Annotated in this window: 12 protein-coding genes; 7 read left to right on the top strand and 5 right to left on the bottom strand. The window is 66.5% G+C overall.

The window, feature by feature from the left end:
• Positions 1–48: 48 nt before the first annotated feature.
• The 3 genes from hrpB to LG367_RS01140 all read left to right on the top strand — a co-directional run bounded on the left by hrpB (position 49) and on the right by LG367_RS01140 (position 4,047).
• Complete coding sequence (gene hrpB, locus LG367_RS01150; RefSeq protein WP_226467379.1) at positions 49–2,583, top strand: ATP-dependent helicase HrpB; 2,535 nt, start codon at positions 49–51, stop codon at positions 2,581–2,583.
• Positions 2,584–2,864: 281 nt separating this feature from the next.
• Positions 2,865–3,515, top strand: coding sequence for a hypothetical protein (locus LG367_RS01145; protein WP_226467378.1), 651 nt, complete (start codon positions 2,865–2,867; stop codon positions 3,513–3,515).
• A 166-nt stretch (positions 3,516–3,681) separates the two neighbouring features.
• Entirely contained in the window at positions 3,682–4,047 is a 366-nt protein-coding gene (locus tag LG367_RS01140; RefSeq protein WP_226467377.1) for a hypothetical protein, read from the top strand.
• 250 nt (positions 4,048–4,297) lie between these two features.
• Here the strand turns inward: LG367_RS01140 and LG367_RS01135 are convergent, their stop codons facing one another.
• The 3 genes from LG367_RS01135 to LG367_RS01125 form a co-directional block, all read right to left on the bottom strand.
• The gene (locus tag LG367_RS01135; RefSeq protein ID WP_226467376.1) at positions 4,298–5,419 is read right to left on the bottom strand and encodes a hybrid sensor histidine kinase/response regulator; all 1,122 of its coding nucleotides are present in this window, start codon (positions 5,417–5,419) and stop codon (positions 4,298–4,300) included.
• An 85-nt stretch (positions 5,420–5,504) separates the two neighbouring features.
• Entirely contained in the window at positions 5,505–6,056 is a 552-nt protein-coding gene (locus tag LG367_RS01130) for a pseudouridine synthase (RefSeq protein WP_226467375.1), read from the bottom strand.
• Positions 6,057–6,230: 174 nt separating this feature from the next.
• Positions 6,231–6,992, bottom strand: a complete 762-nt coding sequence (locus LG367_RS01125) for a class I SAM-dependent methyltransferase (RefSeq protein WP_425490901.1) — start codon at positions 6,990–6,992, stop codon at positions 6,231–6,233.
• A 322-nt stretch (positions 6,993–7,314) separates the two neighbouring features.
• Between LG367_RS01125 and LG367_RS01120 the strand changes: the two genes are divergently transcribed.
• Together LG367_RS01120 and LG367_RS01115 are read left to right on the top strand one after the other, a co-directional pair.
• Complete coding sequence (locus tag LG367_RS01120) at positions 7,315–7,752, top strand: VOC family protein (protein WP_226467374.1); 438 nt, start codon at positions 7,315–7,317, stop codon at positions 7,750–7,752.
• Positions 7,753–7,765: 13 nt separating this feature from the next.
• Entirely contained in the window at positions 7,766–8,797 is a 1,032-nt protein-coding gene (locus tag LG367_RS01115; protein WP_425490900.1) for an NADP-dependent oxidoreductase, read from the top strand.
• A 52-nt stretch (positions 8,798–8,849) separates the two neighbouring features.
• On the opposite strand, the gene aceK is transcribed toward LG367_RS01115, so the two are convergent.
• Complete coding sequence (aceK, locus tag LG367_RS01110) at positions 8,850–10,562, bottom strand: bifunctional isocitrate dehydrogenase kinase/phosphatase (protein WP_226467372.1); 1,713 nt, start codon at positions 10,560–10,562, stop codon at positions 8,850–8,852.
• A 52-nt stretch (positions 10,563–10,614) separates the two neighbouring features.
• A complete protein-coding gene (locus LG367_RS01105) occupies positions 10,615–11,502 on the bottom strand; it encodes a LysR substrate-binding domain-containing protein (protein ID WP_226467371.1) in 888 nt (295 codons plus the stop codon).
• Positions 11,503–11,599: 97 nt separating this feature from the next.
• Between LG367_RS01105 and LG367_RS01100 the strand changes: the two genes are divergently transcribed.
• Both LG367_RS01100 and LG367_RS01095 read left to right on the top strand, forming a co-directional pair.
• The gene (locus LG367_RS01100) at positions 11,600–11,815 is read left to right on the top strand and encodes a hypothetical protein (RefSeq protein WP_226467370.1); all 216 of its coding nucleotides are present in this window, start codon (positions 11,600–11,602) and stop codon (positions 11,813–11,815) included.
• A 74-nt stretch (positions 11,816–11,889) separates the two neighbouring features.
• Positions 11,890–12,195, top strand: coding sequence for an antibiotic biosynthesis monooxygenase family protein (locus tag LG367_RS01095; RefSeq protein ID WP_226467369.1), 306 nt, complete (start codon positions 11,890–11,892; stop codon positions 12,193–12,195).
• The last annotated feature ends 67 nt before the right edge of the window (positions 12,196–12,262 follow it).

The raw sequence follows: 12,262 nt of genomic DNA, 5'->3' as shown, positions 1-12,262 counted from the left end.
CCAGTTATGTGACACTCGCCATCCGCGACCGCAGCAAATCCCGAAGCAGTGAGCGAAACCGTTTTCTTCCCAATCAACGAATTATTGCCGCGCATCCGCGAGTCGTTGGCCGCGCATCCGCGCCTGGTGCTGGAAGCGCCGCCCGGCGCCGGCAAGACCACGCAGGTGCCGCTGGCGCTGCTCGATGCGGCGTGGCTGGGCGGACGCAGGATCGTGATGCTGGAACCGCGCCGCGTGGCCGCGCGCGCCGCGGCGGGTTTCATGGCGCGCCAGCTCGGCGAGGCAGTCGGCGAAACCGTCGGTTATCGCATCCGTTTCGAGAACAAGGTCTCGAAGCGCACGCGCATCGAGGTGGTCACCGAGGGCATTCTCACCCGCATGCTGCAGGACGATCCCGAGCTTGGTGGAAGCGGGCTGGAAGGCGTCGGCGCGTTGCTGTTCGACGAATTCCACGAGCGTCATCTCGCCGGTGATCTCGGTCTGGCGCTGGCGCTCGATGTGCAGGCGGGATTGCGCGAGGACCTGCGCATCGTGGCGATGTCGGCCACGCTCGATGGCGAGCGGCTCGCGGCATTTCTGGATGCGCCGCGATTGTCGAGCGCGGGGCGCAGCTTTCCGGTGCAAATCGCGCATTTCCCGGCGCGGCGCGAGGAAGCGCTCGAAGCGCAGGCGCGACGTGCGGTGGAGCAGGCGCTGGTGGAACATCCCGGTGACGTGCTGGTGTTCCTGCCAGGGCAACGCGAGATCGCGCGCGTGGAGGCTTCGCTGTCAGCATCCACATCGACGCAGAGCGTTGCCGTTCTTCCGCTGCACGGTGAACTGCCGATCGAACGCCAGTCCGAAGCCTTGCAGCCCGATCCGCATGGCCGTCGCCGCGTGATCCTGGCCACCAATGTCGCCGAATCCAGCGTCACCCTGCCTGGCGTGCGCGTGGTGATCGATGCCGGCCTCGCACGCGAGCCTCGCTACGATCCCAACAGCGGTTTCTCGCGATTGGACACGGTGGCGATCTCGCAGGCCTCGGCGGATCAGCGCGCCGGACGCGCCGGACGCGTGGCCGAAGGCTGGGCGTATCGCCTGTGGCCGGCCTCGCAACGTTTGGAGCCGCAGCGGCGCGCGGAAATCACGCAGGTCGAGCTGGCGGGCCTCGCGCTCGAACTCGCCGCCTGGGGCAGCACCGCGCTGCGTTTCGTCGATCCGCCGCCGCGCGGTGCGTTCGGTGCCGCGCAGGATCTGTTGCGCCGGCTCGAGGCGCTCGATGCCGGCAATGCGATCACCGAGCGCGGCCGCCGCATGCTCGCGCTCGGCACGCATCCGCGATTGGCCGCGATGCTGCTGTCCGCGCAAGACGACACGAACACCGCCCTGGCTTGCGATCTCGCCGCCTTGCTGGAAGCGCGCGACCCGCTACGCACACGCAGCGACGCCATCGCCGAACGCTGGCGCGCGCTGGCCGCGTTCCGCTCCGGCCGCACGCCGGCCGATGGCAGTCGTGGCGCGCTGGCCGCGATCGACGCCGCGTCGAAACAGTGGCGCCGCCGTTTGCGCATCGATCGCGCACCGCCGGTCGAAGTCGAGGCGCACGTACTCGGCGATCTGCTCGCGCATGCGTTTCCGGATCGCATCGCTTATCGGCATGCCGATGACCTGCGCCGTTATCAGCTCGCCAACGGACGCATGGCACGCCTGTTCGACGACAGCGCCTTGCTGGGCGAACCTTGGCTGGTCGCCAGCGAACTCCGCTATGAAGCCAAGGACGCCTTGCTGCTGCGCGGTGCGCCGGTGGACGAGGCCGAGCTGCGCACGCGGTTCCCGCGACATTTCAGTGATCGCGACGAAACCCGCTGGGATGCCGAACGCCGCGCCCTGGTCAGCGAACGCGCGCGCCGCTTCGACGGTATCGTGCTCGAAACGCGCCCCGGCGGTCGTGTCGATCCGGACGCGGCGGCGCAGGCACTCGCCGACGCCGTCGAAACCCTCGGCCTCGATGCGCTGCCCTGGAGCGAGGCGCTCGCGCAGTGGCGTGCGCGCGTGCGCAGCCTGCGTGCGTGGATGCCGGAACTCGCGCTGCCCGATCTATCCGATGAAGCGTTGCTCGCCACGCGCGAGGACTGGCTGCGCCCGGCGTTCGCGGGCAAGACGCGTTTCGACGCCCTGGATGCCGAGACGTTCGCGCAGGCGCTGAAATCGCAGCTCGACTGGAACATGCCTGGTTGGAGCGCGCAACAGCGCATCGACGCGCTGGCACCCACGCGCATCGTCGTGCCGTCGGGCATGGAGCGACGCATCGAATACGCGATCGCCGACGACGGCTCGCCGGCTTCGCCGGTGCTGGCGGTGAAACTGCAGGAACTGTTCGGCCTCGCCGACACACCGCGCGTGGCCGACGGCCGCGTGCCGCTCACCTTGCACCTGCTCTCGCCGGCCGGTCGGCCGCTGCAGGTCACGCAGGATCTGCGCAGCTTCTGGGAGCGCACCTATCCCGAGGTGCGCAAGGAGATGAAGGGGCGCTATCCGAAACATCCCTGGCCCGATGATCCGTGGAATGCGGTGGCGACGCATCGCGCCAAGCCAAGGGGGTGAGGTGTCACGGTCGATGCCCTATCGGCATCGACCGTGACGCCGAACGCCCGGCCATGGATGGCCGGGCCGGACAATCCGCAGGGCGACGCAGCCCCGCCATGGAAGGCAGCCATGACATCAGCCGAAATAGTGCGTTCTTCAAAGGATTGAAAGCCAAAGTGGAACGTGGAATGGAATGTTCCGCGCGGCCGATACCACTTGGCGACGGTGGTCGCGGGCTCCAAATTCGTGTGCGTGACGGTCGCGATGGTCGCGCCGTCGCCCCCACGACGGAGATGACGATGAAGATTGCCTACCCCAAGATCGATCACGTGCATGCATTCGAGCGCGCCTGGAATGATCCGCGCTATACCCGCTTCGAGATTCCCGCGATCGACGTCAATCGCGTGCTCGCCGAGCACTACGACCTCGATCGCCCGCTCGCATTCACGCGCGCCATGCTCTGGGACATGGAAGTGCGCAAGGCGCGGCGGCCGGATCTGTACATTCCGTATGTGGTCAAGGCGGGCAGCGCCGATGCCTGGGCGGACGATCAAGCGCCCGACGGCGCCGACATCTACGTTCGCAAATCGCAGCAACGGCTCTGGCTCGAACCGGAGACTTACGAACTGATCCTCGAACAGACCCATGTCGATCATGCCGCGCAGCGAGTCACCTTCATCGGTGCCGCCGATTACCCGGATCGCGAAGGCACTCTCCTGCACGCGGGCGTTGGCCAACCGATCTTCCACGTCGTGCATGCGGTCGGTGGAGACGAGCACCAGCCCTTGAACCGCTGGCTCGTGGTGTTCGAAACGCCGTCACCCGAGCCGCACCGGCTCGTCCCGTTCGAACGCATGGCGGCCGCGCCGTGGCTGCCCGGCTATGTCGAAATCTACATTCGCGACCATCTCGGCATCGGCTTGCGCAGGCGTGAGCATTCCACGGCCTGACCGTGGGCATGCCGGCGCGCGCGACCAGCATGCGATCCGTCGCGCCGGCTGCATGCCTTTCCCTGGCCCGAATGGGGCCGGCGTTCATTTTCGGCCCGCGCTCTAACGCCAATACAACGAACTTCCTGCCACACTGCCGGCGTCTTGGAGCAACGGAGATGAGCCCATGAGCAAGTTCGAATCCCTGACCGGCCGCGTGTTCGAAGTCGCGGGCAACGTCGGTGACAGCCTCAAGAAGAGCGTTCCAGACCGTGCCATGAAGTGGGTCGAGACCGGCGCCGCGCTCGGCGCGGTGAAGGCCGGCAGCCGTGTCGCCGGTACCTTCGTGCGCCGCAATCCCGCGGTGTTCGTGGCCGCCGCCGCCGGAGCGGGCCTGCTCTACTACCTCGTGCGCCGGCATCAGAAAAAGCAGGCGTTGAGCCAGCCGATCGAAGGCAAGGCGACGCGCATCGAGGCCAGGAAGGCGGCGGCACGCGCGCGGACCGTGCGCAAGAGTTCGCACGGTGACGAAACGGATCAAAGCGGCGTGTGATCAGCGAGTGCCGTCCTTCGAAGGCGGCACTCTGCAAGGATTTTGTGCCAGCAGCCCCGCAATCCTTGCGGGGCCCGCGCGTATCGCCGGACATCGCTTGACCAAGAAATGAGTGGGCGGACGTACGTTGCTGGCGACGCTAGATTGCGGCTGCGGCCATGATCGGCGGTATCGGGAATCGACGGTTGCGCTTGTAGGGTTTTCCCTACGGGCGGTGGTCCCGCGGAATTTTCCGCGGCAGTAGATTCGATCAGTGCGCTTCGGGCAGCTCGATCACGAACCGCGCGCCGCCGCCGTCGCGATCCTCGTACCAGAGTTGACCGCCGGCATTGACGACGATCTGTTTCGCCAACGACAGGCCCAGTCCGCTCGACAGACCCGGATCGCGATCGGTCAGCCGCACGAACGGTTTGAACAGCTCGCGCTGCCGGGTCGAGGAGATGCCGGGACCGCGATCCTCCACCACCAGCTGCCAGAAACCCGGCGAACAGGCGCGCACGCCGATCTCGATGTCGCTGCCGGGCGCGTACTTCATCGCGTTGCTGATCAGGTTTTCCGTGACCTGCCGCAGCACCAGCGCGTCGATCGCCACCGGTTGGCAGTGTTCGGGCAAGGGATTCACGCGCAGCTGCAGGCCGCGGCTTTCCAGCTGCAATCCGTAGCGGCCGTGCAGCCACGCCAGGATTTCCGGCAGCGCGGCGCTCACCTTCGCTTCGCGCGCACGCGCGGCGTGGTCGGCCTGCGTTTCCAGATAGCGCTTGATGTAGCCCAGCGCGTCCATCGCGCTGTCGTGGATCATCTGCAGATAGCGCGGGATGCGTTCTGGGCGCGTGCCGTCGCTGAGCAGGATGTCGCTGGCGAACAGCACGCTGGTGAGCGGGTTCTTGAGATCGTGCGCGACCAGGTTGACGAGTTCCTGGCGTTCGCGCGCGACGCGTTCGAGACGGTCGCGCGCCAGCTTCAGGCCGACGTGCGCATCCACGCGCGCGAGCAGCTCTTCCGGCATGAAAGGTTTGGTGACGTAATCGACGGCGCCGGCATCGAAGGCGCGCAGCAGCAGATCGCGATCGTGCGCGGCGGTGAGGAACACCACCGGCAGACGCAGCAGTTCCGCGCGCTGCTTGATTTCCATCAGCAGCGCGAATCCGTCCATGCCCGGCATCATCATGTCGAGCAGCAGCAGATCGGGTGCTTGCGCCGTGGCGATCGCGAGCGCTTCGCCGCCACTGTCGGCCACGATGACCTCGTAGCCGTGGCGTGCCAGCAGCGTGCTGACGATGCGCAGGTTCGCCGGCTGATCGTCGACGACAAGAATCCGACCCGGCATCGTCACCGGGGTCGCCGTCCCGAGATTGGCGGATATCGCGTGCACGCCCCAGACCTGAACAGGTATTTCCACACGTTAGCAGAATCCCCTGATGGCCTGCCAATAGGGGCCGAGAGTGTCGCTGACAGAATCAGGAAAAGCGGGCGGCCGTCTCACACCACGCTCCGGGCGACAGCCCTTCCAGGCTCCAGGGGCCGATCGCGGCGCGGACCAGGCGCAGGGTCGGCAGGCCGACGGCGGCGGTCATGCGTCGGACCTGCCGGTTGCGGCCTTCGGTGATCCCGACTTCGAGCCAGGCGTCCGGCACCGTCTTGCGGAAGCGCACCGGCGGGTCGCGCGGCCAGAGTGCGGGCGGGGTGTCCAGCAGGCGGACCTGTGCCGGCCGGGTCGGGCCGTCGTTGAGCGCGACGCCGTTGCGCAAGGCTTCCAGCTGCGAAGCCTGCGGCGTGCCTTCCACTTGCACCAGGTAGGTCTTGCGGAGCTTGTGGCGCGGATCGCCGATCCTGTGCACGAGCGGACCTTCATCGGTGAGCAGCAGCAGGCCTTCACTGTCGAAATCCAGACGGCCGGCGGCATAGACGCCGGCGGGCAATCCGAATTCGGCCAGCGTGCGCCGCGGCGGCGTGCTGCGGTCGGTGAACTGGCACAGCACGCCGTAGGGCTTGTTGAAGGCGATGAGCATGGAGCGGAATTGTGGCGTTCGGGAGATGCGATGGCTTGCCCGTCATTTCCGCGCGGGCAATCCAGGGGCCTTGCTGTTGCTTTTGTAGCACCAGCAAGGCGAGTGTTGGATTCGCATTTGCGCAAATGTGCTGCGCGCAGCAGTGCTCGGGTTAGGTCGTTTCCGAGTGCCGTCTCACGGCTTCACGAATCGCAGCGTCATGCGATCGCTTTCGCCGATCGCCTGATATTTCGCATCGTCCTTCGCGTCGTGGTCGTTGCTGGGCGGCAGCGTCCAGACACCGTTCGGATAATCCTTGGTGTCCTTCGGATTGGCGTTGATCTCGCTCTGCTCGTCGAGACGGAAACCCGCTGCCTCGGCGAGGGCGATCACCTGCGCCTGGCCGACATAGCCGGTGTTGTCGTCCGCCGGCACGTCTTTCGTGGCGCGATGTTCCACCACGCCGAGCACGCCGCCCGGCTTGAGGACGTCGAAGAAGCCCTTGAACATGCCTTCCGCCTGTCCGGCGCTGCGCCAGTTGTGCACGTTGCGGAACGTCAGCACGAGATCGGCGGAACCGGCGGGGCCGAACACGGGATGGTTCGGGTCGTAGGCGAGAACGCCGGCGCGATCGTATTGCGTGGGCGATGCGCTGAATTTCGCTTCCAGGTTCGCTTTCGCCTTCTGCTGATAATCGCGGCCCTTCTCGATCCTGGTCGGGTCGACCACGGCGGCGACGTATTGCCCGTGCTCGCGCAGATAGGGCGCGAGGATTTCCGAATACCAGCCGCCGCCAGGCGTGATCTCGATGACGGTGTCGCCGGGGCGTAGATCGAAGAAGCGCAAGGTCTCGAACGGATGACGATACTTGTCGCGGGCGACGTTCTTGGGATCGCGCCACGAACCGGCGATGGCGGTCTTCAATGCCTCGGAGGCGGCGGCCTGCTCGGCCGCCATTTGCCCGGCGGTTTCCATGGCTTCCTTCGCCGCCTTGGTCGCTGCCTGCGCGGCTTCCGCGGCGGCGTTGTCCGCCTTGGGCGCGGAGGGAGGATCAGCGGCATGGGCCGTAGCGCTCAGCACGAGTGCGACAGCGAGCAGGGATTCGCGAACGGGCATGACGAACTCCGATGGGGGATAGGGGCGGCAGCGTGCCACATTCTCATGGCAATCGCGTTTTGCGTTGCAGCGACGGAACGCAGTTGTTCCATCCGCACGCCTTCGGATGCGCATCGAACGCCCTCATGCTCATTACAAGATACGCATGCGGTGAGGTATCGGCATGGCTGCGGAAGGTTCGAGGTTCGACGCGCTCTGGCGTCGACGCAACGACACGTCGGGGCAGAAGACGCCGCGCGTGATGATCCGCGTGTTCGTGGCACCGGGCGAGTTGGAGACCGCGGTCGCGTTCTATGAGCGTCTGCAGGACGTCGAAGCCGACGGCGGTTTCCTTTTTCCCGAAGTCGGTTTGCGCCTGGCGATGGTCGGCGCGTTCCTGCTGCTGGAAGGCAGCGACGAGGCGCTGAAGCCGTTCCGCTCGACCACCGGCACGCTGCTGGTCGACGACGTGCAGCCCTATTACGACAAGCTGGTCGCGGCGGGTGCCGAGATCATTTTTCCACTCCAGACAGTGCCGACCGGCGCCGGTTTCAACGCCGTGCATCCGGACGGCACGGTGGTGGAGTACGTGCATCACCGACCTGACGCGCAGGGGCGCTGACATGAGCGAACACATCAACGAGCACTTCAACACCCGCATCGTGCTGGCCTCGCGCCCGCACGGCGAACCGACGCCGGAGAACTTCCGCCTCGAACGCGCGCCGGCACCGACGCCGCACGCGGGACAGGTGCTGCTGCGCACGCGCTTTCTCTCGCTCGATCCCTACATGCGCGGCCGCATGAGCGATGCCAAATCGTATGCGCCGCCGGTGGAGATCGACGAGGTGATGGTCGGCCGCACGGTGTCCGAGGTGGTGGAGTCGCTGCATCCGGGTCTCGCGCCGGGCGATCTGGTCACCGCCGACGCGGGTTGGCAGACCTATGCTCTGGCCGAGGGTGCGACGCTGACACGCAAGCTGAACTTGCCGGATCTGGCCGGTGCATCGCCCAGCACTGCGCTCGGCGTATACGGCATGCCCGGCTTCACCGCTTATGCCGGCCTACACGAGATCGGCAAGCCGAAAGCGGGCGAGACGCTGGTCGTGGCCGCGGCGGCGGGGCCGGTCGGCGCCACCGTGGGTCAGATCGCGAAACTGCGCGGTGCGCGCGTCGTCGGTATCGCCGGCGGCGCCGCCAAGCGCGATTACCTGCGCGACGAACTCGGCTTCGATGTCGCGCTCGACCATCGCGATCCGGAATTCGCCGCGCAGCTGCAGGCGGCCTGTCCCGATGGCATCGACGTGTATTTCGAGAACGTCGGCGGCCCGGTCTTCGACGCGGTGCTGCCGCTGCTCAACGATTTCGCCCGCGTGCCGGTGTGCGGCCTGATCGCGCACTACAGCGATACCGATCTGCCGCTGGGGCAGGATCGGATGAGCTTGCTGACTCAACTGATTCTCAAGCGCCGGCTCACCGTGCGCGGCTTCATCCAGCGGGATTTCATCGCGCTGTATCCGCAGTTCCTGCGCGAGATGGGCGCGTGGCTGCGCGATGGCGTGATCAAGTATCGCGAGGATGTCGTCGAAGGCCTGGAGAACGCGCCGCAGGGCTTGATCGGTCTGCTGAAGGGCGAGAACTTCGGCAAGCGCGTGGTGCGCGTGAGCTAAAGGGTTCCTGCATTCGTCATTCCCACTCTCGCGGAAATGACGTGAGATTTCCTTATACCAACCGCACCGCCTCCGAATACGGCGGCGTATCCGGATAGTCGCCGCGCCGCAGCCGCGCCTGCAGCTCGCGCCACCAGCTCGGGTCGAACAATTCGCCATGCGTTTCGCGGAAGGCCTGCGCCATCGTCGGCAGCAGGCCGAGGAAGTGCGGGAAGCGTTCCGGGAAGATGTCGTGCGGACCGACGTGGAACCAGGGTTCGTCGGAGATCTCTTCCTCGTAGCAGGTCGGTTCCGGCCAGTCGCGGAAGTGGCAGTCGGTGATCAGGCACAGTTCGTCGTAGTCGTAGAACACCACGCGGCCGTGGCGGCTCACGCCGAAGTTCTTCAGCAGCATGTCGCCTGGAAAGATGTTGTTGCGCGCCATGTCCTTGATCGCCTGGCCGTAGTCGAGCGCCACGCGCGTCGCGTCCTCGGCGGCATGCTCGCGCAGATACAGGTTCAGCGGTCGCAGGCGGCGCTGCACGTAACACAGGTGCACGATGATGTCGTCGCCGTCCTCGGTGATGTTGGCGGCACAAGAGGTCAGCAGTTCCTGCAGCAGCTCGGGCGCGAAGCGCGCGCGCGGGAAGCGCAGATGGCGATAGGGCTGCGAGTCGAGCAGACGGCCGACGCGATCGAGATGGAACACCTGCGCGTATTTGTTCTCCACGTCCTGCCGCGACATGGTCTTCGGTTCAGCGAAGCGGTCGCGGATCACCTTGAACACCAGCGGATAGCTCGGCAGCGTGAACACCGCCATCACCATGCCGCGGATGCCTTCGGCCTGCGTCAGCGCCTCGTCGGTGTGATGGTTGAAGTGGCTGAAGAAGGTACGGAAGCGCTCGGTCTTGCCCTGCTTGGCGCGGCCGAGCACGGTGTACAGCTCGTCGATGGGCTTCAGCGGCAGGATCGTGCGCAGGAACACCACCGCGTCGCCGACCGTGGACAGATCGGCGTGGAAATAGCTGCGCGCGTAGCTGAAGAGGTGCGCGACGTCGGCGCGATGGGTCAGCACCGCTTCCGCCCGCAGCTTGCCGGCGTCGTTGACCAGCGCGATCACGCACGGCGAGAAGCGATGCTCGCCGAGCACGCGGCCGATCAGATAGGCGCGGCGCTCGCGATAGAACACCGTGTCGAGCAGATCGATCGAGCGCACCGGATGCTCGCCCCAGTGCTCCAGGTCGAGTTCGAGCCGCTTCGCCAGCCGTCGCGCGCAGCCGGTGCGGTCGGCGTAGGGAATATCGAAACGGTAATCGGCCAGCACGCGCTCGAACATGTCCTCCACGCGCCCGGAGACCGCGTAGCTGTGCCGCGCCACCGGATGCGTGATCGCGTCGGTGGGCTCGATGTCCATGGCGATGAACTCGATTGACGGATCGACGCCGCGCGTCTTGAAGAAGCGCCGGGTGAGCGTGTTGTAGAAGGTCTTGTACAGCTCGCGGTCGATCAGCTCGGCGATGAACTGCGCGTAGGCATCGCGCACCGCCGACCACAGGCCGTGGTCGTGGGCGCGGCCGAGCAGCGCCGCCTGCAGGCGCAGCGCGCATTCGGCGATGCATTCGTCGTACAGCTCGATGCGCTCCACCGCGTCGACGCGCGCGCCGGCCCAGTCCATGGTTTCGAAGCGCAGCTTGGCGCGCCGGGTGATGTCGGCGAAGCGGGCGTGGTAATCCTCGAACGCGTCGCGGATCAGGGTGGCGATGGAGGCGGCGGCGATGTCATCCATGCGGCATCGTATGTCGCTTTGCCACCTTTCGTGCAACCCCGCGCGCGGAAATTTATTCGGTCTGGCGCACGTGCTCGCTCGCCTGCGCGCGCAGCCAGTCGCGGAAGGAGAGGAAGCCGCGATGCTCGGCCGAGCGCGGCGGGTACACCAGGTAGTGCGCGTAGCGCGTCTTCAGCCGCTGCGACGACAGCCGCACCAGCTGGCCGGATTCGAGCAGCAGCCGCGCACGCGTCAGCCGTCCGAGTGCCACGCCGACGCCGTCGAGCGCGGCACGATGGTGCGATTCGGAATCGTCGAACACGGCGACGAAACGTGTCGGCGGCGTGCCCTCGGTCTGCGCGAACCAGCGGTTCCACTGTCCGTCCGGATCGCCGAGCAGCGGCCATTCCTCCAGCGGCCGCGCGTTGATCCCACCCATCCGCTCGACCAGCGCCGGGCTTGCCATCGGCACCAGCCATTCATCGAACAGGTGCTCGGCGGTCACGCCCGGCCATTGTCCGAGGCCGATGCGCAGCGCCGCGTCGATGCTGTCGTTGCTGACGAAGTCGACGACGGCCTCGCTGGACAGCAGGTTGATCTCGATCTTCGGGTGCGCCGCCAGGAACGAGGTCAGCCGCGGCACCAGCCAGTTGGAGGACATCGACGGCGTGGCGCTGACCGTGAGGATGTCGTCGCGCCGCGCGGCGAAGGGCTGCACGGCCTGGGCGATCGCGTCCAGGTGCGGCGCGATGCGTTCGAGCAGGCGCTGCCCCTCGGTGGTGAGCGATACCCCGCGCGCGTTGCGCGTCAGCAGCTTGTAGCCCAGCCGCTCCTCCAGCGCCCGCATCTGGTGGCTGAGCGCACTGACCGTGACGTGCATCGACTCGGCGGCCCGGGACAGGTTGCCGAAGCGCGCCGCGGCGAGGAAGCCCTGCAGGGCATGGAGCGGGGGACGGCTCATGATGTGATTTTAACTCAAGTGACGGTTGCGAATATGTCGCTTTTGCGGGTTCCGTGGCGGGCGTATCTTCTATTTCACACAACAAGCGAGGTCGGCCATGAACCTGTTTACCGGGCTGTTGTTCCAGCAAGGCCACATCCAGGACCCGCGACTGGCACTGTCTCTCGCGGGCGAGGACGCCAAGGCGGACGCCTCCGCACGCCGGAAAGGCGATACGCCGATGGCCACCAAATCCTTCGAGTCCTGCCTGTCCTTGAAGCGCGGGGCGCTCGTCGCCCTCTGCTCGACCACCGCGCTGTCGCCGTTCCGCTGATATGGTCCCTGCCGGCCTCGCCCCAGGCCGGCAGCCAATGAAATCGGGGCGATGCGTCACGACGGAGGCCTCGCATGATCGCACGCCTGTGGCACGGCACCACGCTCAACGAAGTGGCTGACGAATACCTGGCCTATCTGCTCTCCAGCGGCGTGGCCGACTATCGCGCCACGCCGGGCAATCTGGATGTGCAGATCCTGCGCCGGCGCGAGGATCGGATCACACATTTCCTGATCGTCTCGTATTGGGAATCGCTGCAGGCCATCGAGGCTTTCGCCGGCGCCGATCTCACTCTCGCCCGCTACTACCCCAAGGATGCGCAGTATCTGCTGACGCACGAGGAACGCGTGCAGCATTACGAGGTCGCCACTTCGTCATGAAGTGAAGGCGGCGCGACGGCGCCTCATCGTGCTGACGGCGCGATGTCCGTTTCGGATACATTGCCGG

Origin of the sequence: Luteimonas panaciterrae, from assembly GCF_020511115.1 — a bacterium.
Classification (GTDB): domain Bacteria; phylum Pseudomonadota; class Gammaproteobacteria; order Xanthomonadales; family Xanthomonadaceae; genus Luteimonas; species Luteimonas panaciterrae.
The sequence above is the reverse complement of the archived record's forward strand: the minus strand, read 5'-3'. Positions and strand labels throughout refer to the sequence as shown.

Coding starts and splice junctions, on each gene's coding strand:
- LG367_RS01145 (WP_226467378.1), top strand. CDS start 2,865: ATGAAGATTGCCTACCCCAAGATCGATCACGTGCATGCATTCGAGCGC.
- LG367_RS01140 (WP_226467377.1), top strand. CDS start 3,682: ATGAGCAAGTTCGAATCCCTGACCGGCCGCGTGTTCGAAGTCGCGGGC.
- LG367_RS01130 (WP_226467375.1), bottom strand. CDS start 6,056: ATGCTCATCGCCTTCAACAAGCCCTACGGCGTGCTGTGCCAGTTCACC.
- LG367_RS01125 (WP_425490901.1), bottom strand. CDS start 6,992: ATGGCGGCCGAGCAGGCCGCCGCCTCCGAGGCATTGAAGACCGCCATC.
- LG367_RS01120 (WP_226467374.1), top strand. CDS start 7,315: ATGGCTGCGGAAGGTTCGAGGTTCGACGCGCTCTGGCGTCGACGCAAC.
- aceK (WP_226467372.1), bottom strand. CDS start 10,562: ATGGATGACATCGCCGCCGCCTCCATCGCCACCCTGATCCGCGACGCG.
- LG367_RS01105 (WP_226467371.1), bottom strand. CDS start 11,502: ATGAGCCGTCCCCCGCTCCATGCCCTGCAGGGCTTCCTCGCCGCGGCG.
- LG367_RS01100 (WP_226467370.1), top strand. CDS start 11,600: ATGAACCTGTTTACCGGGCTGTTGTTCCAGCAAGGCCACATCCAGGAC.
- LG367_RS01095 (WP_226467369.1), top strand. CDS start 11,890: ATGATCGCACGCCTGTGGCACGGCACCACGCTCAACGAAGTGGCTGAC.